This is a genomic window from Micrococcus sp. IITD107 (assembly GCF_041927415.1).
GTDB classification, from domain to species: domain Bacteria; phylum Actinomycetota; class Actinomycetes; order Actinomycetales; family Micrococcaceae; genus Citricoccus; species Citricoccus terreus.
The window spans coordinates 194,837-214,271 of sequence record NZ_JBHFFN010000004.1; the positions used below are offsets into that span (position 1 = coordinate 194,837).

The 19,435-nt window shown below is 67.5% G+C and carries 24 protein-coding genes and 1 tRNA gene; 14 read left to right on the plus strand and 11 right to left on the minus strand.

Going from position 1 to position 19,435, the window contains the following annotated elements; all coding sequences use genetic code 11:
• Positions 1–188: 188 nt before the first annotated feature.
• Positions 189–1,667, minus strand: a complete 1,479-nt coding sequence (gene tcuA, locus ACEXHE_RS09140; RefSeq protein WP_374785572.1) for an FAD-dependent tricarballylate dehydrogenase TcuA — start codon at positions 1,665–1,667, stop codon at positions 189–191.
• Positions 1,668–1,735: 68 nt separating this feature from the next.
• Here tcuA and ACEXHE_RS09145 point away from each other — a divergent pair, with 68 nt between their 5' ends.
• The 4 genes from ACEXHE_RS09145 to ACEXHE_RS09160 all read left to right on the plus strand — a co-directional run bounded on the left by ACEXHE_RS09145 (position 1,736) and on the right by ACEXHE_RS09160 (position 3,337).
• The gene (locus ACEXHE_RS09145; RefSeq protein ID WP_374785573.1) at positions 1,736–1,918 is read left to right on the plus strand and encodes a hypothetical protein; all 183 of its coding nucleotides are present in this window, start codon (positions 1,736–1,738) and stop codon (positions 1,916–1,918) included.
• A gap of 157 nt (positions 1,919–2,075) precedes the next feature.
• Positions 2,076–2,696, plus strand: coding sequence for a hypothetical protein (locus ACEXHE_RS09150; RefSeq protein ID WP_374785574.1), 621 nt, complete (start codon positions 2,076–2,078; stop codon positions 2,694–2,696).
• A gap of 63 nt (positions 2,697–2,759) precedes the next feature.
• Positions 2,760–2,966, plus strand: a complete 207-nt coding sequence (locus ACEXHE_RS09155; RefSeq protein WP_245760603.1) for a ribbon-helix-helix protein, CopG family — start codon at positions 2,760–2,762, stop codon at positions 2,964–2,966.
• Positions 2,963–3,337 (plus strand): type II toxin-antitoxin system death-on-curing family toxin, encoded by a 375-nt coding sequence (locus ACEXHE_RS09160; RefSeq protein ID WP_374785575.1) that lies wholly within the window; start codon positions 2,963–2,965, stop codon positions 3,335–3,337. Before ACEXHE_RS09155 ends, ACEXHE_RS09160 begins: the two co-directional genes overlap by 4 nt.
• 13 nt (positions 3,338–3,350) lie before the next feature.
• On the opposite strand, the gene ACEXHE_RS09165 is transcribed toward ACEXHE_RS09160, so the two are convergent.
• From ACEXHE_RS09165 to ACEXHE_RS09185, 5 genes are all read right to left on the minus strand, one after another.
• Positions 3,351–4,736 (minus strand): M28 family peptidase, encoded by a 1,386-nt coding sequence (locus ACEXHE_RS09165; RefSeq protein ID WP_374785576.1) that lies wholly within the window; start codon positions 4,734–4,736, stop codon positions 3,351–3,353.
• Positions 4,737–5,010: 274 nt separating this feature from the next.
• A complete protein-coding gene (locus tag ACEXHE_RS09170; protein ID WP_260062396.1) occupies positions 5,011–5,268 on the minus strand; it encodes a Txe/YoeB family addiction module toxin in 258 nt (85 codons plus the stop codon).
• Complete coding sequence (locus ACEXHE_RS09175) at positions 5,265–5,510, minus strand: type II toxin-antitoxin system Phd/YefM family antitoxin (protein ID WP_091695580.1); 246 nt, start codon at positions 5,508–5,510, stop codon at positions 5,265–5,267. Before ACEXHE_RS09175 ends, ACEXHE_RS09170 begins: the two co-directional genes overlap by 4 nt.
• A 206-nt stretch (positions 5,511–5,716) precedes the next feature.
• A tRNA-Ala gene (locus tag ACEXHE_RS09180) sits at positions 5,717–5,789 on the minus strand.
• An 85-nt stretch (positions 5,790–5,874) separates the two neighbouring features.
• The gene (locus ACEXHE_RS09185; protein ID WP_374785577.1) at positions 5,875–6,627 is read right to left on the minus strand and encodes an SDR family oxidoreductase; all 753 of its coding nucleotides are present in this window, start codon (positions 6,625–6,627) and stop codon (positions 5,875–5,877) included.
• Between the two features lie 500 nt (positions 6,628–7,127).
• Between ACEXHE_RS09185 and ACEXHE_RS09190 the strand changes: the two genes are divergently transcribed.
• The 3 genes from ACEXHE_RS09190 to ACEXHE_RS09200 all read left to right on the plus strand — a co-directional run bounded on the left by ACEXHE_RS09190 (position 7,128) and on the right by ACEXHE_RS09200 (position 9,518).
• Entirely contained in the window at positions 7,128–8,834 is a 1,707-nt protein-coding gene (locus ACEXHE_RS09190; protein WP_374785578.1) for a sodium:solute symporter family protein, read from the plus strand.
• 38 nt (positions 8,835–8,872) lie between these two features.
• A complete protein-coding gene (locus tag ACEXHE_RS09195) occupies positions 8,873–9,001 on the plus strand; it encodes a putative transporter small subunit (RefSeq protein WP_374785579.1) in 129 nt (42 codons plus the stop codon).
• 160 nt (positions 9,002–9,161) lie between these two features.
• Positions 9,162–9,518 carry a multiprotein-bridging factor 1 family protein gene (locus ACEXHE_RS09200; RefSeq protein ID WP_374785580.1) on the plus strand — a complete coding sequence of 119 codons (357 nt, stop codon included), beginning with the start codon at positions 9,162–9,164 and terminating at the stop codon, positions 9,516–9,518.
• Here the strand turns inward: ACEXHE_RS09200 and ACEXHE_RS09205 are convergent, their stop codons facing one another.
• Entirely contained in the window at positions 9,519–9,941 is a 423-nt protein-coding gene (locus ACEXHE_RS09205) for a hypothetical protein (protein ID WP_374785581.1), read from the minus strand. It abuts the gene before it with no gap.
• Positions 9,942–10,399: 458 nt separating this feature from the next.
• Between ACEXHE_RS09205 and ACEXHE_RS09210 the strand changes: the two genes are divergently transcribed.
• Positions 10,400–10,786: a hypothetical protein gene (locus tag ACEXHE_RS09210; RefSeq protein ID WP_374785582.1), complete on the plus strand. Its 387-nt coding sequence runs from the start codon at positions 10,400–10,402 to the stop codon at positions 10,784–10,786.
• Between the two features lie 6 nt (positions 10,787–10,792).
• Here the strand turns inward: ACEXHE_RS09210 and ACEXHE_RS09215 are convergent, their stop codons facing one another.
• Entirely contained in the window at positions 10,793–11,293 is a 501-nt protein-coding gene (locus ACEXHE_RS09215; protein ID WP_091695566.1) for a DUF456 domain-containing protein, read from the minus strand.
• A 142-nt stretch (positions 11,294–11,435) separates the two neighbouring features.
• Between ACEXHE_RS09215 and ACEXHE_RS09220 the strand changes: the two genes are divergently transcribed.
• Genes ACEXHE_RS09220 through ACEXHE_RS09230 form a run of 3 tightly spaced genes read left to right on the plus strand, consistent with a single transcriptional unit; the run spans position 11,436 to position 14,888 of the window.
• Entirely contained in the window at positions 11,436–11,738 is a 303-nt protein-coding gene (locus ACEXHE_RS09220; RefSeq protein ID WP_374785583.1) for a hypothetical protein, read from the plus strand.
• 1 nt (position 11,739) lies between these two features.
• Positions 11,740–14,178, plus strand: coding sequence for an alpha/beta hydrolase (locus tag ACEXHE_RS09225; RefSeq protein WP_374785584.1), 2,439 nt, complete (start codon positions 11,740–11,742; stop codon positions 14,176–14,178).
• A complete protein-coding gene (locus ACEXHE_RS09230; RefSeq protein ID WP_374785585.1) occupies positions 14,175–14,888 on the plus strand; it encodes a hypothetical protein in 714 nt (237 codons plus the stop codon). The genes ACEXHE_RS09225 and ACEXHE_RS09230 overlap by 4 nt, the downstream gene beginning before the upstream one ends.
• A gap of 62 nt (positions 14,889–14,950) precedes the next feature.
• On the opposite strand, the gene ACEXHE_RS09235 is transcribed toward ACEXHE_RS09230, so the two are convergent.
• Positions 14,951–15,424 carry an Lrp/AsnC family transcriptional regulator gene (locus tag ACEXHE_RS09235; protein WP_091695554.1) on the minus strand — a complete coding sequence of 158 codons (474 nt, stop codon included), beginning with the start codon at positions 15,422–15,424 and terminating at the stop codon, positions 14,951–14,953.
• Between the two features lie 115 nt (positions 15,425–15,539).
• Here ACEXHE_RS09235 and ald point away from each other — a divergent pair, with 115 nt between their 5' ends.
• Positions 15,540–16,682 carry an alanine dehydrogenase gene (gene ald, locus ACEXHE_RS09240; RefSeq protein ID WP_374785634.1) on the plus strand — a complete coding sequence of 381 codons (1,143 nt, stop codon included), beginning with the start codon at positions 15,540–15,542 and terminating at the stop codon, positions 16,680–16,682.
• Here ald and ACEXHE_RS09245 read toward each other — a convergent pair.
• The gene (locus tag ACEXHE_RS09245; RefSeq protein ID WP_374785586.1) at positions 16,646–17,194 is read right to left on the minus strand and encodes a DedA family protein; all 549 of its coding nucleotides are present in this window, start codon (positions 17,192–17,194) and stop codon (positions 16,646–16,648) included. The two genes, ald and ACEXHE_RS09245, sit on opposite strands and share 37 nt — an antisense overlap.
• Before the next feature lie 208 nt (positions 17,195–17,402).
• Between ACEXHE_RS09245 and ACEXHE_RS09250 the strand changes: the two genes are divergently transcribed.
• Both ACEXHE_RS09250 and ACEXHE_RS09255 read left to right on the plus strand, forming a co-directional pair.
• The gene (locus ACEXHE_RS09250; protein WP_374785587.1) at positions 17,403–18,083 is read left to right on the plus strand and encodes a DUF6318 family protein; all 681 of its coding nucleotides are present in this window, start codon (positions 17,403–17,405) and stop codon (positions 18,081–18,083) included.
• Positions 18,084–18,622: 539 nt separating this feature from the next.
• Positions 18,623–19,123: a PKD domain-containing protein gene (locus tag ACEXHE_RS09255; protein WP_091695545.1), complete on the plus strand. Its 501-nt coding sequence runs from the start codon at positions 18,623–18,625 to the stop codon at positions 19,121–19,123.
• 164 nt (positions 19,124–19,287) lie between these two features.
• Here the strand turns inward: ACEXHE_RS09255 and ACEXHE_RS09260 are convergent, their stop codons facing one another.
• On the minus strand, positions 19,288–19,410 hold the full coding sequence (locus ACEXHE_RS09260) for a hypothetical protein (protein WP_374785588.1): 123 nt from the start codon (positions 19,408–19,410) through the stop codon (positions 19,288–19,290).
• Between the last annotated feature and the right edge of the window lie 25 nt (positions 19,411–19,435).

Sequence of the window (19,435 nt, forward strand, 5' to 3'; positions counted from 1 at the left end):
GGCTCGTCTCTCAGGTGACTCGTGCGGAAGGTGCGGTGCGCTGGGTGGTCAGTGGCCGTCGTCGGGAAGTTCGGTGACCTGGCCGGTTCTGACCGGCCTCAACCGGAACCGAACGGACGGCGCACCCCCGCAGTGCCGCAGGGGTGCGCCGTCCTGGTCTCTTCGGACCGGTCGAGCAGGTCAGCCGATCAGGCGAGCGAGCCCGCCCGGCGGCCGAAGGTCATGCCCGCGGCCAGTCCAGCACCGCCAGGGTAGTTGATGCTGAACAGGCCGCCCAGCATCTCACCGGCTGCGTACAGTCCCTCGATGTGCTCGCCGGACTCGTTGAGCACGCGGCCGTGGGTGTCCGTCTTGACGCCACCGAAGGTGAAGGTGATGCCGCAGGTGACGGGGTAGGCGTAGAACGGTCCGCGGTCCAGGGCCTGGGCCCAGTGCGACTTCGGCGGGGTGACGTTCGAGGAGCGGCCGTCCAGGGTGTTGGGGTCGTACTCGGCGTCCTCGTTGATGTTCTCGTTGTAGTCCTTGACCGTCTTGAGGAAGGCGTCCTTGTCCACCTGGATCTTGTCCGCAAGCTCCTCCAGGGTGTCGGCCTCGTGGACGGAGACGCCAGGCATCTCGTAGTCCTCCTTGCGGACCATGGGACGCAGATCGGCGTCGAACACCTGGTAGGCGAAGGCGTCGGGCTGCTCCAGGACCACCTTGCCGTACTTGGCGTAGGTGTAGTTGCGGTAGTCGGCGCCCTCGTCCAGGAACCGCTTGCCCTCCTTGTTGACCAGGATGCCCAGCGGGTAGGACTGGCGGGACAGACGGTTGGTCAGCTCGCGGTTGGAGTCGTTCTGGGGGTGCTCGGCGTCCCACTGAATGGAGTGGCAGGTGGTGAAGTCGCCGCCGGGTGCCGCGCCGATCTGAAGTGCGGCCTCAATCATGTCGCCCACGTTGTACGGGGTGCCACGGACCTTGGCGTTCTTCCAGGCCTCGCCCATGTACTTGGCGCGCAGCTCGGGGCTGGCTTCGAAGCCGCCCGCGGTCATGATGACCGACTCGGCGCGCAGCTCGACCTCCTGGCCGTCCACCTCGGCCACCACACCCACGACCCTGCCGTCCTCCACGATCAGCCGGCGCGCACGGTGGCCGTAGCGGATGTCCGTGCCCAGCTCCTTGGCCACGCGGGTGTGATCGGCGATCAGGCCCTCGCCGCCGCCGACGTTGCCCACATGCAGTCCGCCCCAGAACAGGAACCCGCCGTCCTCACGCTCGTAGGCCTGGCGCTCGTACATCAGGCGGTACTTCAGACCCAGCGAGTGAAGCCACTCCAGGGTGGGGCGCGACTCCTTGATCAGCACCTCCATCAGGTCCTTGTCCGTGCGGCCCTCGGTGACGCGCTCCATGTCCGAGCGGTAGTCCTCGATGGTGTACGGCGGGACCTCGGAGCGGTCATGACGGTCGTCGTGCTCGATGAACTTCTGCAGGTCCTCCAGGCCGTCGTGGATGATGCGGGTGGCACCGGCGGTGTAGTAGCTGTTGCCGCCGGCCATCTCATCGGTGCCGCGCTCCAGCAGGATGACCTTGCGGCCACGGGTGGCGGCGGCGTGCGCGGCGGAGAAGCCGGCGTTGCCACCTCCGACCACGATCACATCTGCATCGAGCTTCTGGTCTGTTCCGGCCATGGTGGTCCTCCGGGTCTGTGGTTCAGGGTGATGAATACACGTGTACTCGTTTGAGTACATCGTAGGACATGGCGAGTACGCGTGACAACAGCTTTGTGGGATCTCCCGACGACGCACCCCGCCGCAGCCGCTACCGTGGAGCCGGGCCGCGCCTGTTCTGGGCGCAGCCGCTGACGCCGAGCGGAGGGATGCACATGATCGTGTTCGCGCTGGCCGGGGTGCTGTTCCTGATCGGCGGCTGGGGCGCCTAAGCCGGCTGGAACCGCCGCTGGCACTCCCGCCCGGGGATCTACGCCGGCTACCTGAGGCCCGGACTCGTGCTCATCGGCGCGGGGCTGGTGCTGATGGGCCTGACGGAACCGATCGCGCGCGCTCGCACCTCATGGCCCCACCACCGCCAGCGGGGTCGTGTGGGCACTCGGGTTCTTCGGCGGACTGGCCGTCGCGGTGGCCGGCCACGTCGTGGGGACCTCCGGGATGCCCGCTCGGTTGCGCCCCGGCTGGGTGCGTGAGGTGGAGGGCCTGACCCGGCGCCACGGCGACCCCGCGCCGTCACCACGCTCCCTCGCACCGGACTGGACGAGCATCCATGCCGAGTCTCCCGCCGCCGTCGGGAAGCCCTTGACTCCGCCGCTGGACCCGCTGCCGCAGCGGTCCATGCTCGCCCTGGAACGTGCCGCCTGGGGCGGCGCCCGGTCCGCACAGAAGGACCCCGCCGAGCTGCAGCGCCTGCAGGATCTGGGGCAGCTGCGCGCGGACCTCACGCCCACGCCGCAGGGCAGCCTGCTGGTGGGGCGGCTCCACCGGGACGACGCCCGCACCGCCGTGGTCCACCTCCAGCGGCCGGGCGCCCGCTCCGTGGTGATCACCGTGGTGGACGAGGAGCTGGCCGTGCTCGAGTACCGGGAGAACTGGGGCTCACGCCGTCGCGACCAGGGTGCAGGCCGGGGCGGCTACGACGTCATCGCCTTCACCACGGACGAGGACCTCACCGACCGCCTCGGCCCCTGGGTCTCCGGCGAGGTGTGAAGGCACCTGCGCGTGGTGCAGATGAGCACGGACCCATCGGTACCATTCCGGTACCATAGTGACATGGCTATGAACCTGCGACTGCCTGACGAACTGGACGCACAGCTGGACGAGCTGGCAGCGGCTGAACACACATCCAAGAGCGCCCTCGTCCTGCGTGGCGTGAAGATGGTTCTGGAGTCAGCTCATCGTCAAGCCGCTCGTGAGCAGACTCTGGCGGCCGTCTTGGCAGAAGACGCCAGCCTGCTCCGCCGTCTCGCTGACGCATGACGGAGTACGTCTCCCTCGACGACGTCCTGTACTTCGCGGACCGCCTCGGCTTTCACGTGAGAGACGCGGGACTGCTCGAATCCGCCCTCGCCCGCCCTGCCACGGTCGCCTACGGACGCGAGGTCTACGCTTCCTTCCCGAGCAAGGCAGCCGGCCTCTTGGAGTCACTCACTCGAAACCACGGCTTACTGGATGGGAACAAACGCACTGCCTGGGTCGCGTTGCAGCACTTTGTTCGCCTCAACGGCTTACGCCTCACCCTGAGCGAGGACCAGGCGTTCGATCTGGTCACGGGAGTGGCCGCTGCCGAGCTGACGATGGACCAGACGTCGGTGATGCTGGCCGACCACTTGGTGACTCCGAGCAGTTGACCACCGCGCCGCCTCAGTCCTTCGCCAGTGCGTAGGCCGCGGCGCCCTGGATCTCCATGGCGACGGTGAGGCGCTCGACGGAGATGTTGCGGGCCACGGTGTCGTCGGAGGAGTGGTACTCGGGCTCGAGGATGAAGCCGTCGGTGTGCAGCCAGCCGAAGTTGCCTGAGGGCACGCCCACCTGGGAGAACGACTGGTGGTCGCTGCGGCCCATGGTGAAGATGTCGGACATCTGCGCGCGGTAGCCCATGCGGTCGCCCACCGCGTAGACGGCCTGGTTCACGGGGTTGGACTCCCCGCGCAGGTCCAGCACCCAATACTTCTCCGAGGGCGCCCAGCTGGTGGCGATCATGTCATTGTTGAACACCCCGCGCAGGCGTCCGCGCTCGCCCGCGTCCAGGTTCTGCGCGTAGATCCGGGATCCGACCAGTCCGACCTCCTCCGAACCCCAGAACCCGAAGGAGAGGTCGCTGGAGGTGGGGGCGTTGCGCATCACGCGCGCCAGCTCCAGCAGCGCCGAGGTGCCGGAGGCGTTGTCATTGGCGCCGCGCGAGCCGATCACGGTGTCATAGTGTGCGCCGAGCATCACCCAGTCGCGGCCACCCGGGCGGCCGCCCTTCTGTCCGGCGCGGGTGGCGATCACGTTCTGGCTGGTGGTGTTGACGAACTCCTCGGTGGTCAGCGTCAGCCGGACCGCACCGCGCTCGAGGGCGGCGAGCAGCGCGTGCTTCTGCACCTGGCTCACCCCGACCACGGGGATGTCCACGCGCTCCACGTGCAGGTTCGGGGCGAAGGCGGAGGCCTGGCTCGGGTAGGTCGCGTCCCGGCGGGTGGAGATCACGGCCACGGCTCCGCGTGCGGCGGCGGCCACGGCCAGCGGGGTGATGTCCTCGGTGGCGGTCACCACGCGCATGACGATCCTCCCGGCCAGGTCGGCCGGCAGGTCAGCAGGATTTCCCGACGGCGCCACCATGAGTTCTCCGGCCACGGTCACGTTCTGCGGGCCCTGGGGAGCCGGTCCCACTCCCCAGTTCAAGGTGTCGGTGAGGGCGGGGCCGGTCAGCGTGCCGATCCGACGGTCCGGGACCTCGAAGGACTCGACGTCCACGCCGTATCCGTACTTCTCGAGAGTGGCGGCCAGGTAGTCGGCGGCCTGCCTCTCCTGCGGGGTGCCGGTGTAGCGCTGCCCGATGTTCTCGGTCAGGTGCGTCAGGTGCTCGATCGCGTTGGACGGGCGGATCTGGTTGATGATCTGCCGATCCGCGGCGGTGAGCTGGGGCGCACGGACGGCACCGGGGCGGCGGGCATCAGCGGCCCACGCTGGCCAGGCGATGCTGCTGACAGCCCCGGCGCCGGCCAAGGCGAGGAACGAACGGCGGGACAGGTTCGGCGTGGACATGGGATCTCCCTCAGATTCGAATGTGCGGTGCATCACATCTACGGCAGTTCGAGCACCGTGGCAAGCGGCCAGGTCAGCCTCTCAGGGATGCGTGACGAGTACGTTCATCGGTGCCAGCTGAGTGGTTTTGTACCACGAAGGGCCCCGGAACCGCAGTTCCGAGACCCTTGATCGTTCAGGGCAATTCAGTGGAGCTCAGGGGCGCGTGTCGAACTCCGCCTCCGTCGCGCGCATCTGTTGGTGATCTCGTACCGCTGACGATGGAGGGCGCGCCTCAGCTGTAGTGGAAGCGGGCCTGGAGGATGACGAGGTCGTCACCGTCCACGAGGTAGACAAGCCGGTGTTCCTCCGTGATTCGCCGGGACCAAGCCCCAGAGAGCATGTGGCGCAACGGTTCTGGCTTGCCGATCCCGGAGGTGGGATCGCGGAGGGCGTCATCGATCAATCGGTTGATGCGCTTCAGATTCTGGCGGTCGGCTGCGAGCCAATAGGTGTAGTCATCCCATCCGTTGGGCGTGAAGACCAACCTCATCGCTCCAAGTCACGCTCCATGCGCTCCCCCGAGCGAGCCTGCGCCAAGCTTTCCAGCAGGTGGCGGGCGTTCGCCGGAACCCGAAGCAGGTGCGCCGTCTCCTCCAGTGCCTCGTAGTCCGCCCGTGACATGAGCACCGCATCGCCATTGCGCGACGTGATCTCGACGGGGGCGCGGTCCTCATTGACTTGCTGGATCAAGGGAAAGAGGTTTTTGCGAGCCTCCGTCGCCGTGACTGCCATGACGCCTCCTCAAAGTGGTACGGGATCTGGTACCAGTATGCACTGGACTCTCTGCCGAACACAAGCGATGAATCTCCCTACATCTGGCCCCAACTCTGGTGGCCGGACCTCAGTCCACGTCCGGGACAAGAGCGTCGCAGACAAGTAAGGCAGGGTACGACGAAGGCCCCGGGGCGTGACGTCCCGGGGCCTTCGAGGGTGGCGAGTGGAGCTAAGGGGAATTGAACCCCTGACCTTTTCATTGCGAACGAAACGCTCTACCAACTGAGCTATAGCCCCGCGCGCTGCCGGCAGTCCCGGCGGCACCGGTCCATCATACTCCTGGACCGCCCACCGTTCCATGTCCGCACGGCAGTTCCACCCTTCACCCGCGGCCGACGAAGGGCATGCCCGCAGCGGTGATCACCAGGTTGAACACGTTGGCGCTCGGCGGGACGTCCGCCATGAACAGCACCGCCCGCGCGGCCTCGGCCACCGGGAACGTGGGCTCGTGGATCCGCCGCCCGTCCGGCTGCAGGGCGCCCGGTCCGGCCACGAACGCGTCCGCCAGCTCGGTGGCCGTGTTGCCGATGTCGATCTGCCCGCAGGAGATCCCGAACGCGCGCCCGTCCAGTTCGATCGACTTCGTCAGCCCTGTGATCCCGTGCTTCGTCACCGCGTACGCCACCGACTGCGGCCGCGGAGTGTGCGCCGCGATCGAACCGTTGTTGATGATCCGCCCACCCCGCGGGTCCTGCTCCTTCATCATGCGAATGGCCACCCGCGCGCACAGGGTCGCCGCTGTCAGATTCACCGCCACCGTGGCGTCCCAGTCCGCCGGATCCAGATCCGCAGCACTCACCGCCGGACCGGTCACCCCGGCGTTGTTGAACAGCACGTCCACGCGCCCCCAGGTCTGCACAGCGGTCTGGAACAGCCGGTCCACCTGCCCGACGACGGTCACATCAGTGGGCACCACCAGGGCACCTTCTCTGCCCCGCGCCACCTCTTCCAACAGCTCCGCTCGCCGGCCCGCCAGGACCACTCGATAACCGCTCTCCAGCATCAGCTCCGCCACGGCCCGGCCGATGCCCGAACCGGCCCCGGTCACCACCGCGACTCTTCCCTTGGTCTGCATGGCCACACCCTACGGCCGGTCAGGGCGAGATTGGCCACCCACAGGTGAATATGAAACAGTGGGGTCGGCTGGTGTTACTCCACAGTTTCGTGGAGAACCGCCAGCCGTTGTGGCGCAGAGGCGCCGCAGGGACTGCCCCACGTGCAGTGTTCGTGCTTCCAGACCGCGCCGAGAAGCGCATCGAGTCAGCGCAGGCGATGCATGAGTGGCAGCCCCGTTCTCCGGGTGAGACCCGGTGAAGCCGAGCCGATGCTCGGAACCCGCCCGGCCGTCGTCGGGAAATGGTGGCTGTGGAGTGCTCACGGCCTGCCTGCCCAGGACCGCCTGGGCTGAACTGCTGGTCCCTCGGGCATCACGCGCCCACGAGTGAGGACCGGACGCCGCTTCGCACCAGCGGCACAGCCTCGCGCGTGAGAGCGCAAGCACCTGAGGCGCGCCTGCCGGTGCCGGCGGCTGACCTGTCAGCCGACGAAAGGAAGACCGTGCCGCCCGCACAGGAAATGACATATCTGGGCATCGGGCTCGTTGCCCTGCTGCTCGCCCTCTTCTACGGGGGAACGCTGGTCATGTCCATGATGATCAGCCGCAAGAAGGAGAACGCCGACGGCTACATGACCGCCGGCAACCAGATCGGCTTCGGCGTCTCCGCGGCGTCCATGACGGCCACCTGGATCTGGGCCTCCTCGATGTACGCCTCCGCGACCGCCGGCTACACGTACGGCGTCTCCGGCCCCATCCACTACGGGCTGTGGGGTGCGCTGATGATCCTGTTCATCTACCCCTTCGGCAAGCGCATCCGCAAGGTCGCCCCCAAGGCACACACGCTGGCCGAGGTCATGTACGCCCGCCACGGCCGCTCCTCGCAGCTGATGCTCGCCGGGTCCAACGTGCTGGGCTCGCTGATCTCGCTGACCTCCAACTTCATCGCCGGCGGCGCCCTGATCGCCATGCTCTCCCCGCTGAGCTTCGGGGCCGGCATCCTGATCATCGCCGCGGGCGTGCTGCTGTACACCCTGTGGTCCGGCTTCCGCGCCTCCGTCCTGACTGACTTCGCCCAGGTGATGGCCATGCTCGGCGCGGCCGTCATCATCATCCCCGTGGTGTTCTTCGCTGCGGGCGGACCGTCTATGTTCGAGGCCGGGGTGGCCGCAGGCAACGTCACCCCGCAGCAGCAGGACTTCTTCTCCTCCGAGGCTTTCATGAACCAGGGCGCACCGTACATCGCCGCCGTGCTGGCCTACGCCATCGGCAACCAGACCATCGCCCAGCGCCTGTTCGCCGTGCGTGAGGACCTGATCAAGCCGACCTTCATCACCGCCACCATCGGCTACGGCGGCACCGTGATCGGCATCGGCATGCTCGGCGTGATGGCCCTGTACCTGGGCATCGAGCCCATGGACGGTGACGTCAACAACCTGATCCCGCAGATGGTCTCGCAGTACCTGCCGCTGATCCTGGTGGCGCTGGCGTTCCTGATGATCATCGGCTCACTGTCCTCCACTGCTGACTCGGATCTGTCCGCACTGTCCTCCATCGTGATGGCAGACATGTACGGACAGTCGGTGGGCCGCGACAACGCCAACCCGAAGACCATGCTGCTGATCGGCCGCGTGACGATGATCATCGCCACCGGTGCCGCGCTGTTCTTCGCTACCAGCCAGTTCAACATCCTGGACCTGCTGGTGTTCGTCGGCGCCCTGTGGGGCTGCCTGGTGTTCCCCGTGATCGCCTCGTTCTACTGGCCGAAGGTGACCAACATGGCCTTCACCGTCTCCGTGATCGCCGCCCTGGTGGTCTTCCTGCCGGTCCGCTTCGAGTGGCTGGCGCTGGACGGTGGCTGGGCGCTGATCGTGGAGGCCCTGGCGACCGTGGGCATCGGTGTGGTGCTGGGCATCATGGCGTTCGGCTTCTTCGGCCTGAAGCCGGCGATCGTGGTGGGCGGCCTGGCCGTGGTGGCATCCGCCCCGTTCACGTTCGGTTACCTGCGCGACTACGCCGTGCTCTCCGGTTCCCTGGTGGCCTATGCGGTCTCGTTCCTGGTCTGCTACTTCATGAGCTTCCGTTCCAAGCAGAACTTCGACTTCGAGACCATCCAGCACGTCACCGGAGATTTCGACCCGACGACGCCGGAGGCCGCCGCTGCCTCCGCCGATGCTGCCGGTCCCGATGCCGACGGTGTCCCCGCCGGCGCTGCCCGCTCGAACTGACCTGATGATCTGATCCGAACGGATCGCAAGGAGGAATCATGACCGCACTACTGACTGCGTATGTGCTGATGTGGCCGGTGCTCGTGCTCGGCGTGCTGATCGCCATCGCCTGGGGCTTCTACAAGGACGCCGCCGAGGCCAAGCGTGAGGACCGCCAGATCATCTGATCCGACGCTCACCAGCTTCACCGACCGAGCCCCGCTGCAGTGCGAACTGCGGCGGGGCTCGTCATGTCTGTGGACAACCTCGGCGGGGAAGGAGCTCGCGGTGGAAGTATGTCCTCGAACGAGGACAAGAGTTGTCCTCGTTCGAGGACCGAGGTGCAACGTGAACCCCCACCTGATCGGCACGGCGCTGACCCTGGGCATCCTGGTGAGGAACGCGCGCCTGGAACAGCTCCTCAGTCAGACGGAGACTGCCGCGCGGGCGCGAGTCTCGCGCTCGTGGCTGGCCCGCGTCGAGGACGGGCATGCAGGTGCCGAGCTGGCACCGCTGCTGCGGCTCTTCGATGCGCTCGACCTGAGACTGGCGCTGCATGAGGCCGTGGATGTGGACGACACAGACCTCGCCACCGAACTCCGTGCTCGTGACCGGGAGAAGGAAGAACGGGCTGAACGCGTCCGGGCGCGCATCCTGGCCGCCACCACACCCCGTCAGCCGCCTGCGCTCACCGAAGATGAATGATCAGCGGGGTGGTGCGCAGGTCCAGTCGATGCCGGCCACCGGGGAACCCTCGGTGCACAGGCCACCCAGCCGGCCGTCGTCGGGAATCTGGTGTCCTTCCCAGATCACCGGGAAGGGCATGGACTCCAACTGGACCCAGGTGTGGCCGTCCACCGTCCCCTGGTTCTCCACAATCCCGGATATGTGGTGCTGCTGGACCCCCTGCAGGGCGCTGATCGCGAGCGCGCCGGCCAGCAGGGCGATCGCCAGGCCCACCAGGGATGCGGCGAGCCGGGAGAGCCAGCTCGCTCCGCTGCGGTTCTTCCCCGGGAACAGGAACACCGCGGCGATCAGACCCGCGAGGGCCAGGACGCCCCACAGGATCAGCTGAGGCCAGTCGATCAGGGTACCGGTGGGATCGAGTTGGACGTCGTAGATCTCCATGAGTCCAGTCTGCCGCGTCCACGGTGGACAAAGGTCCAGTGGCGCACCCGGGCAGTCGCTGACAGGCCGGGCACAGGTGACCACCGCTCGCGCCGATCCAGGGGGACCCATGCAGCACGCCGTCAAAGCCACCGCGCCCATCCTTGTGGTCCTGACGGCTGTGGTCCTGGCCGTGCAGCTGGTGGGCACGCCCACGGACCAGACCGATGCCTTCCCGTGGACCGCGGGGGCTCTGCTGATCGCCATCGGGGTGGTGGCTCACCTGCGACGGTGGCAGACCACGCCCTGGCTGCCCTGGGCGGGACTCGCCGTCACCGCCGCGATGTACGCCACCAACAATGAGGCGTGGATGTACACCGCATTCTGGATGACCACGCTGTCCCTTCTCTGGCACGAGCATCAGCGTGAACGGCCCCGCCGAGAGGTAGGCAGGGCGCCGACTGTGACAGCCTGGTCGGATGCTCGCTGCCCGACGGCTCAAGGACCACCTGTTCCCCGCGCTGCGTGCCTCCGTCCCCGTCCTGATCGCCGCTGTCCTGGTGACCGTCCTGACCGACATGGCCGGGGTGCCGACGGACCACGCGGGGCCGTTCCCGCTGGCCATGGTGATCGGTGCCGTGCTGCTGGGCGTGGTGTCCGGTGGCCGCCGGTGGCAGAAGCTGCCCTGGATCCCCTGGCTGGTGCTGCTCGTCTCGGCAGTCGACTACGTCCTCGACCGCCCGTCGTCCACCCTGTTCTTCCCGCTGGTGTGCCTGGCGATCTTCATCGGCTGGCACGAACGCTACCAAGAGCAGCCCCTGCGCCAGGCGCGTGCTGACAGTCCGGAACCAGCCGCTCACGCCTAGGCCAGGTCAGCGGTTCAGGAAGTGGGCCAGAGTCCCGATCGCGAACACCGAACCGGCCAGACAGGCGCAGCCGAACTCCACCAGGATGCCCAGGCCCATCGACTTCAGCGCCTCCACCGAGGACCGCACCGCCGCGCGCAGATCCTTTCGCCGCACGATCTCCGCGGCCAGCAGTCCCACGGCGAATCCCACGAACAGGCCCACCACCGGAATGACGAACATCCCGACGACGGCCCCGGCCACTCCCACGAGGATCGGCCCGTTGGGTATCTGCTCGCGTTTCATCTTCCGCCCGGTCAGCACCGCGGAGGCGGAGAGTCCCGCGAGCGCGATGAGAGAACCGATGATCCCCGCGGTCCACGCCGCCGGTGAACCCAGGGCCCAGGCCCAGGCGATCAAGGTGATGATGCTCAGGATCGAGCCGGGCAGGATCGGGAAGATGGTGCCGAGCGCGGCCACGATCAGGGCGATGGCGGCGATCACGGTCGCCAGAAGATGGAAGTCCACGCCTCAAGTATGCGCGTCCGCCGGGGTGCGCATGGGCAGTTCTCCCCATCGACGCCCCGCCCGCCTCTCCCTACGGTCGAGAGTGTGCCGCTGCGCTGACCCCAGGTGGCGCGCCGCAGATCGAGACCGAAGGAGGACCCGCATGCCGACGATCAACTACGAGGCGGTCTTCACCTTCCTCGACCGGGTGGACCCGGTGGTCCTGGACATGCCCGAGGACAAGGTCTCCGTGGAGGACGCGGTGGCCGACCTCAAGCTCGCCTTCGGCACCACGGCCTGCGCCGGCCGCACCGAGTCCGCCGGGGCGGACGACCTGGGACCGGCCCTGATGGACGTGATCGTGCAGTGTGAGAACCTCGCCGCCGGCACCCGTGAGGCGGCCACGCACTGGCAGTCCGGGGACCGCGAGATGGCCGTGCGCGCCGAGAGCCAGGCGGTGGAGTGAGATGCCGCTGACCGTGAACCTCACCGCCACCGACCACGTCCCCGAGGGTGAGCCGATCCGCACCGCGGCTTCCGACGTGCTCACCCAGGTCAAGACGCTCCAGTCCACCGTGCAGGATCTGGCCTCCGACTGGGCCGTCCTGCCCGGCATCTACTCGGACACCGACCATGATGATGACCTCTACAGCGCCTTCGCCGACCCGGACGCCGATGTGGACGATGTGGTCTCCATGGCCCAGGGGCTCCAGGACGCCGCAGGTGCCGCCGCAGACGAGTTCGACGCCATCCGCACCGCCCGGCACACCATTCTCACCGTCGATCTGCCCAACGCGCAGACAGCCTACGACCGTGACATCGAGGCGCTCGGCGAGGACGTGACCGACGGCGATCGCACCCGCCTGAAGGCCCAGCACGAGGGTCCCGTCCAGGCCTCCGCTGACGCCCTGGTCAACCGCCTCACCGAGGCCGAGACCGCCTACGCCGCGGCAGTGGACACCGCCATGGCCCTGCGACCGGACCGCGCCGTGAAGGCGAACTTCGCCTACGGGACTCGGGATCCCGCCGTCGTGAAGGCGAAGGAGTTCTATGACCAGGCGATGATGCCGAACGCCAGCGGCGAGGACCTGGCCGCCTACTACGAGTACCTGGCCGGCCTCTCCCCCGAGCAGATCGAGGCGTTGGGTGCGCTGCATCCCGGTCTGCGGGTCTCCCCTCCCCCGCTCCCGACGACGGAGGGAGACCTGGACTCCTGGCCCGGCGGTGCCGAGGGCGCGGCCTGGTGGCAGGGGCTGAGCACCGAGCAGCAGACGGCCCTGGTGCTCGCGCTGCCGGGGCTGGTGGGCAACACCGAGGGCGTGCCGTACACGGACCGCGCCTCGGCGAACCTTGAGGTGCTGGACCTGCTGGACCAGGACCCCACGCTCAGTGACGACCACCGGAACGACCTCAAGAACATCCGGGAGGCATTGGCCGACGTCCAGGACGGGCACCGGTATCTGATCTCCCTGCGGCACGACGATGCCCAGGAGCATGTGCTCGGAGCCCTGGCGATCGGCAACCCGGACACCGCCGACAACGTCACCTGGCGCGTGCCGGGCATGGGTGCGGAGACCAACGGAGCCCCCGCCATGATGGACGAGCTGCAGCACATCTACGACGCCACGAACGGTGACCGGGCCACCGTGCTCTGGATCGGCTACGACACCCCCGACGGCGCCCATCACCCGGACACCCTCGGCTCATCCCAGGTCCTCTCCAACGAGGCCGCTTACCAAGGCGCCATCCCGCTGGCCCACGCCCTCGACGCGTTCCAGGAGTCACGCTCGGCCAATGCCCAGTATGTGGCGCAGACCCAGGGACTGCCCGAGACCCCGCAGACAGACCCGCGATTCACTGTGGCCGCCCACTCCTACGGCACGCCCACAGCCGCCTATGCCCTGACGATGACCGAGCACACCGTGGACAGCTACGTCATGTACGGCTCCGTGGGCGTGGACCCGGACTACGTCCCGAACGCCGAGGCCCTGAATGTGGCCCGTGACGCTGACGGCCGCCCCGAGGTCTACGCCACCCAGGCCCGTGGAGACATGATCGCCGTCCCGCTGGGACAGACGCTCAGTCCCTTCGGCGGAGATCAGCGGGTCTCCCCCACCGACGATGAATGGGGAGCGAAGGTCTTCTCCTCCGACGGCGGCCCCGGTCAGGACCAGCTTCCCACCACCGGTCACATGGGCGTGGAGCCGCACGGCAACGGCTACACCGAGCCCGACACCATGTCCCTCAACTCGATCGCGTCCATCCTCGACGGCAACGGGCACGAGGTGGAGCTGATCGATCAGTCCTGGTGGGACGACCTGCGCGAGGATCCTGTCCCGATCATCATGGACCAGCCTCACGCCTGGGTAGACGCACACCAGAACGACGCACAGTCCTGGGTGGACGGGAAGCAGGATGAGGCCAACAGCTGGATCGACCGGCAGCAGGAGCGCTGGTGGGTGCCGAATGCCCCGATCGACTGGGTGCAGGATCGTGCTGACAGCTGGATCGACGGTACGCAGTCCGACGCCGACCAGTGGGTGGATGACCGCCAGCAGGACCTCGAGGGGCTGGCGGAGCGTGGCGTCAACTGGGTCCGGGAGACGTGGCCCGAGGTCATCCCCTACGGGGAACAGCTCTACGACGCGTTCGAGGAGGGCGGCCTGCCGACGTTCATCGAGACCACCCAGCAGGACCTGCGCGATACCGTGGACTCCAGACAGGACAGCGTCCAGGAGAGCGTGGACACCTGGCAGCAGGAGCGCTGGTGGGTGCCAGACGCCCCCGTGGACTGGCTGCAGGAGCGAGGGGACAGCGTGGTGGACGGACTGCAGAACGATCTCGACGACTGGATCGACGAGAAGCAGACACAGCTGCACGAGAAGGTGGAGGAGATGTTCTCATGACGCGCCGTGCAGCCGCCGCAGGACTGTTGGCACTCATGCTCACCGGCTGTACAGCCCCGGTGGGCACCCCCTCCGACACCCCGTCCTCCCCGATCCAGGAGCAGATCGATATGAGCACCCCAGACTCATCCCCGACCGCCCCCGCTGAGCAGGCGGAGGATCAGACGGCAGATCAGACCGCCGAGGTGCTGCTGGACCGCATGTTCTCCGATATGGCAGGCGTGACGGAGCTGCTCGGAGGCGAGTGGACGCGGAACGAGAAGCCGTTCGACCTGGCCATGGACCGAATGGAGTTGAACCCCGCCCCGTGCCGCAGCGGTGATCTGGCCGGCGCCGATGCCATGGACGGACCCCTGAAGTTCCAGGTCATCCTGCACGGCGCGGGACACGCTGAACCGGACGCCACGCTGGACGAGGTGGCGCAGTGGGCTGAGGCCGAGGGGTACTCGGAGACCCGGCGGGGCAAGGGCTCCATGCCGCAGGACGGAGACCGCTTCATGGCCCTGCATCAGGCGGACGGGACCCTGATGACCGTGCACGTCTCCACCGAACGGACCAAGATCGGCAGCTACACCGCCTGCTCCGAGCACCCCTCGCTGCAGGAGTACCGTGCGGATCCGAATAACCTGACCGTGCCCGGCAACCGGTTCGAGAAGACCGAGACGCCCACCCCGTCACCGTCCTCCACCCGGCTGGGCGTGAGCGGGTGAGCCGGGCACTGAGGTGCGCGGCCGCCGTCGGGACCTTGGCGCAGGTCAGGTCCGAGTGAGCGTCACCGTCCCTGCCACGGCCGCTCGCCGTACTCGTGCTTGAACACCAGGGACGTGCGCGTGGAGGCCACAGCCGGGTCCGCAGAGAGGTTCTCCAGCACAAACCGTGAGACCTCGGCGGAGTCGGCCACCGCCACGTGGAGCAGGAAGTCCTCCTCACCGCCCAGGAAGAACACCTGCATCACGCCCGGCAGCTGACGCATCTGCTCGAAGAACTCCTCCATCCGATGCCGCGCGCCCGGGCGGATCCGCACCGAGATCAGCGCCACCAGACCGTGTCCGAGCGCCGTCGGCTCCACGTCCACCGTGAAGCGCCGGACCGCACCGGAGGCACGCAGGGCCTTCAGCCGGGCCAGGCACGTGGACGGGGCGATGCCCAGTTCCTCCGCCAAGGACGCGTTCGTGCGCCGGGCGTCCTGACGCAGCAGCTCGAGGAGCCGCTGGTCCGTGCTGTCCAGCCCCTGCAGATGATGCATCGCCACCGTCCCATTGTGACCCAGTTTCTGAACTTCTGCCCCAGTCTAGAGTCGATTTCCGCAGATCGTTCGTCAGACCTCCCGTTCCGCCGTGCAGACCCGTAGATTCACCCCCATGCTGATCGGTGTCCCCACAGAGGTGAAGAACAACGAGTTCCGGGTCGCGCTGACCCACGGCGGCGTCACAGAGCTGGTCCGGCGCGGCCACCCGGTGATGGTGCAGGCCGGGGCGGGTGTGGGCTCGGGCATCACCGACGAGCAGTACCGGACCGCCGGCGCCGAACTGGTGGAGGACCCGGACGAGCTCTGGCAGCGCGCCGAGCTGCTGCTCAAGGTCAAAGAGCCCGTGGCCGAGGAGTACCACCGTCTCCGCCAGGGCCAGGTCCTGTTCACCTACCTGCACCTCGCCGCCTCCCCGGAGTGCACGCGCGCCGTGCTGGAATCCGGCACCACCGCCATCGCGTATGAGACCGTCACCCGCGGCCGCACCCTGCCGCTGCTCGCCCCCATGAGCCAGGTCGCCGGTCGGCTGGCCCCGCTCGCCGGCGCCTACCACCTGACCCAGGCCCACGGCGGCTCGGGCGTGCTGATGGGCGGCGTCCCCGGCACCCGGCGTGCACGTGTGGCCGTGATCGGCGGCGGTGTGGCTGGCGAGGCCGCCGGGGTGATCGCCGCGGGCATGGGCGCAGACGTGACCATCCTGGACATCTCCCTGGACCGCCTGGCCCAGCTGGACTCCGTGCACCAGGGACGCCTGCGCACCCTGGCCTCCTCGCACCTGAACATCGCCGAACAGGTGATCGCCGCGGACCTGGTGATCGGCTCTGTCCTGATTCCCGGTGCCGCCGCGCCGAAGCTCGTGACCGCGGACATGGTGGAGCAGATGAAGCCCGGATCGGTCCTGGTGGACATCGCCATCGACCAGGGCGGCTGCTTCGAGAACTCCCGCCCCACCACGCACCAGGACCCCACGTACCTGGTGGGCGACAAGATCTACTACTGCGTCTCCAACATGCCCGGCGCCGTCCCGCAGACCTCCACCGCGGCCCTGACGAACTCGACCCTGCCGTACATCCAGCGGATCGCCGACCTCGGCTGGCGTGAAGCGTTCTCCGCCGACGAGGGCTTCGCTGCCGGACTCAACGCGCACGAGGGCGTCATCACCCAGCGGGGGGTGGCCGAAGCCGTGGCCGAGCCGCTGGGACTGGACGTGGAGACCGCTTACCGGCCGTCGTCGGGAATCCTGTCTGACGTCTGATCTGCCCGGCCTTCGCGAAGGCGCCGCTGGGCACGTGAGGCGCGGAGCCGGGCGAAGCCGCCGGTGCGCCACCACAGGATGACCACCACCCCGACGACGGCCCCCACCAGGGCGGGGATCGTCCAGGGATTCATCAGCGCGGCGGTGATGACGGCCCACACCACGGCCATGCCGACGGTGCCGTAGATGACGCCCCAGATCAGCGTGCCCAGCGTCATGGCGGGCAGGAACCGGATCCAGCGCATGCGTGCCATGCCGGCCGAGCCGATGACCGCGGTCTGGATCCCCACCGTGAAGAAGCAGAACGGGATGGCCCACGGGCCCCACCTGTCCGCAAATCGCATGGCGCGTTCGTAGACCGGGCCGGACATGTAGCGGCGCAGTGCGGTGTGGTCGGCGCCGGCGGCGATGCCCCGTCCGAGGGTGAAGGTGACGGTGGCTCGGATGACGGCCAGGCCCCAGAAGAAGAGGATGGACCAGCCCAGCGGGAGCGCGGCGATCCAGTCCATCATGAGGCTGAGTCTAGGTGTGTTCGCGAGAGGATGGCTGTGGACAACTTTCCGCAGGTGGGACCGAGCTGTCTACACTGAAGTGACGCCGGGCACTGGGATGGCCCGGGAGAGAACCGACTGTCTGACTGGGGATGGCCTGCTGAGGTTCCGGAGGAGGACTCTTCTGGAGTGTCACGCGTGTGCCCCGGCCCAACGGGAAGGGCTGCTGATGCGCCGACCGAACCGACTGACCATGCCCCTGGCGCTGAGCGCTGCAGCGGCCCTGCTCCTGACCGGCTGCACCGGTGGCGGCGACGGGGGCGATGAGTCGCCGAGCCCCACTGCAGGACAGAGCACCAGCACGCCCGTCTCTGAGTCGCCCGGCGGCGGTTCCGAGTCGGCAACGCCCACCGAGTCCGCCACCCCCGAACCGGCGACCTCCACCTCCGCCGCGAAGAACATCCCGGCCCCCGAGATGCCCGACGCCATGAAGAAGAACGACCAGGCCGGCCTCGAAGCCGCCCTGGAGTACTGGTATGAAGCATTCCATTATCTCAAGCTGACAGGCGACGCTGAGCCGCTGATGGCCGTCTCCGCAGAAGATTGCGGGTTCTGCCATGAACTCATTGGGGATTGGACGACGGTTTACGACGTTGGCGGCTGGGCAGTCGTTGAGCAGAACGGGATCACGATTGATGTAGCTGCCCTCAATGGAGAAACTCGGGGAACGTACTTGTACCGGGATCAGCAAGCACCCGTACATGTCTACCAACCGGATGGCACTAAGGCCGAGCGCGCATCGACCGACAACGACGATGTCGTCTACTGGTCTGCTTCCGCTTCATTCGATGAAGGCGATAGCCATTGGAAAATCGAATCGCTGTCCACTGAAGGCAAAACCGAAGAATGAACCGCCACAGTACTTTTATTCGTCGGTCATCTGCGCTTGTGGCAATCTTCGCCGTGTCAGTGTCGATAATTTTGCCCACCACAGCCTCAGCTAGCCCGTGTTTCGACGTCTTTTGCGGTGACCTCGGAGATACTCGTGATCGCTACGGCGTGTCGGGAACAAAGCAAGCTCGCCCTGAAACTAAAGCTGAATCCCCCAGTGATCAGGACGAAGGTCAACGCGTATCGGACAATTCTTCTGACTCAGTCGCAACCCGGCAAACAACTAGAACTCCAACTATCTCGGACCCATCGGAACCACCCCCAGTAATCCTCCAGTCGTACTGCTTCACGGTGGAAGGAGCGGGCCAGCTGGACTGCTTCGAGATGGAACGGACTCGTTGTACCGAGCCGGGAAGCCAGCTGGTTATCCGTGCAGAGCTTGACACTGAATCTGAGTTCCGCCGTTCGCGATTCGGCGACGCATTCTGCTCCACCTCGTCGGGCCCCGTGACACCCGCTCCCGCAGAGCCGGTCGAGGGGGAGGAAGCACCGCCGCCGATGCCGGTGGTCACGTTGGAGGACTTCCAGCAGCTGAACATCGCTCCGTCCACGATCGAGGCGGACTCCGGCGGGTTCGGGCTGCGCAACGCGCACACCAACTTCTACGCCACCGCCGAAGCGCAGACCCTCAACGTGGAGATGCTGGGGCAGGACGTGGCCATTCAGGCAGTCCCCGTCCAGTGGACGTGGAACTACGGCGACGGCAGTGCAGCCAAGACCCTCGGTCAACCCGGTGGTCCTCAGCGTGAGTTCAACCAGGAGCTGGACACCACCCACCGTTATACGGAGACCGGGACGTTCCCCGTGAACCTCACCACCGCCTACCGCGGTCAGTACTCAGTCAACAACGGCCCCTGGCTGCCCATCCCGGGCACCGCCCAGGTCCCCAGCCAACCCGTCACTGCAGACATCTGGCGCTCCAAGACCCGCAATGTCGCCGACGACTGCAACGAGAACCCGAACGGCTGGGCCTGTGGCAGCCCCTTCATCGAGGACTGAACGGACGGCGCAGCCTCAGCCTTCAGCCGACCATGTCGGCCGAACTACGCTTCAGGCATGCGCACATGGACCTCGGCCGCGCGGCCACACGGCAGGCACGCAGTCCTCAGCGCCGTGCTGCTGATCGCTCTGGCCGGATGCGGTGCCGCGCCGGGCACTGAAGCTCAGATCCAGACCGCCACGGCCAGCGCATCTGTCAGTCCGCCCGCCCCCTCCTCGCCGAGCACAACCTCGGAGGCCCCTGTGTCACCCTCGTCCAGCGCCAGCCCCACCGATGAAGACCCCATGATCGGCCACCAGGCCTCCCCCGTC

Bases quoted from the DNA above. Each gene is read 5' to 3' on its own strand.
- tcuA (WP_374785572.1), bottom strand. From the start codon at position 1,667: ATGGCCGGAACAGACCAGAAGCTCGATGCAGATGTGATCGTGGTCGGA.
- ACEXHE_RS09145 (WP_374785573.1), top strand. From the start codon at position 1,736: ATGGCGAGTACGCGTGACAACAGCTTTGTGGGATCTCCCGACGACGCA.
- ACEXHE_RS09155 (WP_245760603.1), top strand. From the start codon at position 2,760: ATGGCTATGAACCTGCGACTGCCTGACGAACTGGACGCACAGCTGGAC.
- ACEXHE_RS09160 (WP_374785575.1), top strand. From the start codon at position 2,963: ATGACGGAGTACGTCTCCCTCGACGACGTCCTGTACTTCGCGGACCGC.
- ACEXHE_RS09165 (WP_374785576.1), bottom strand. From the start codon at position 4,736: ATGTCCACGCCGAACCTGTCCCGCCGTTCGTTCCTCGCCTTGGCCGGC.
- ACEXHE_RS09170 (WP_260062396.1), bottom strand. From the start codon at position 5,268: ATGAGGTTGGTCTTCACGCCCAACGGATGGGATGACTACACCTATTGG.
- ACEXHE_RS09175 (WP_091695580.1), bottom strand. From the start codon at position 5,510: ATGGCAGTCACGGCGACGGAGGCTCGCAAAAACCTCTTTCCCTTGATC.
- ACEXHE_RS09185 (WP_374785577.1), bottom strand. From the start codon at position 6,627: ATGCAGACCAAGGGAAGAGTCGCGGTGGTGACCGGGGCCGGTTCGGGC.
- ACEXHE_RS09190 (WP_374785578.1), top strand. From the start codon at position 7,128: ATGACATATCTGGGCATCGGGCTCGTTGCCCTGCTGCTCGCCCTCTTC.
- ACEXHE_RS09195 (WP_374785579.1), top strand. From the start codon at position 8,873: ATGACCGCACTACTGACTGCGTATGTGCTGATGTGGCCGGTGCTCGTG.
- ACEXHE_RS09205 (WP_374785581.1), bottom strand. From the start codon at position 9,941: ATGGAGATCTACGACGTCCAACTCGATCCCACCGGTACCCTGATCGAC.
- ACEXHE_RS09210 (WP_374785582.1), top strand. From the start codon at position 10,400: ATGCTCGCTGCCCGACGGCTCAAGGACCACCTGTTCCCCGCGCTGCGT.
- ACEXHE_RS09220 (WP_374785583.1), top strand. From the start codon at position 11,436: ATGCCGACGATCAACTACGAGGCGGTCTTCACCTTCCTCGACCGGGTG.
- ACEXHE_RS09225 (WP_374785584.1), top strand. From the start codon at position 11,740: ATGCCGCTGACCGTGAACCTCACCGCCACCGACCACGTCCCCGAGGGT.
- ACEXHE_RS09230 (WP_374785585.1), top strand. From the start codon at position 14,175: ATGACGCGCCGTGCAGCCGCCGCAGGACTGTTGGCACTCATGCTCACC.
- ACEXHE_RS09235 (WP_091695554.1), bottom strand. From the start codon at position 15,424: ATGCATCATCTGCAGGGGCTGGACAGCACGGACCAGCGGCTCCTCGAG.
- ald (WP_374785634.1), top strand. From the start codon at position 15,540: ATGCTGATCGGTGTCCCCACAGAGGTGAAGAACAACGAGTTCCGGGTC.
- ACEXHE_RS09245 (WP_374785586.1), bottom strand. From the start codon at position 17,194: ATGATGGACTGGATCGCCGCGCTCCCGCTGGGCTGGTCCATCCTCTTC.
- ACEXHE_RS09250 (WP_374785587.1), top strand. From the start codon at position 17,403: ATGCGCCGACCGAACCGACTGACCATGCCCCTGGCGCTGAGCGCTGCA.
- ACEXHE_RS09255 (WP_091695545.1), top strand. From the start codon at position 18,623: ATGCCGGTGGTCACGTTGGAGGACTTCCAGCAGCTGAACATCGCTCCG.
- ACEXHE_RS09260 (WP_374785588.1), bottom strand. From the start codon at position 19,410: ATGGGGTCTTCATCGGTGGGGCTGGCGCTGGACGAGGGTGACACAGGG.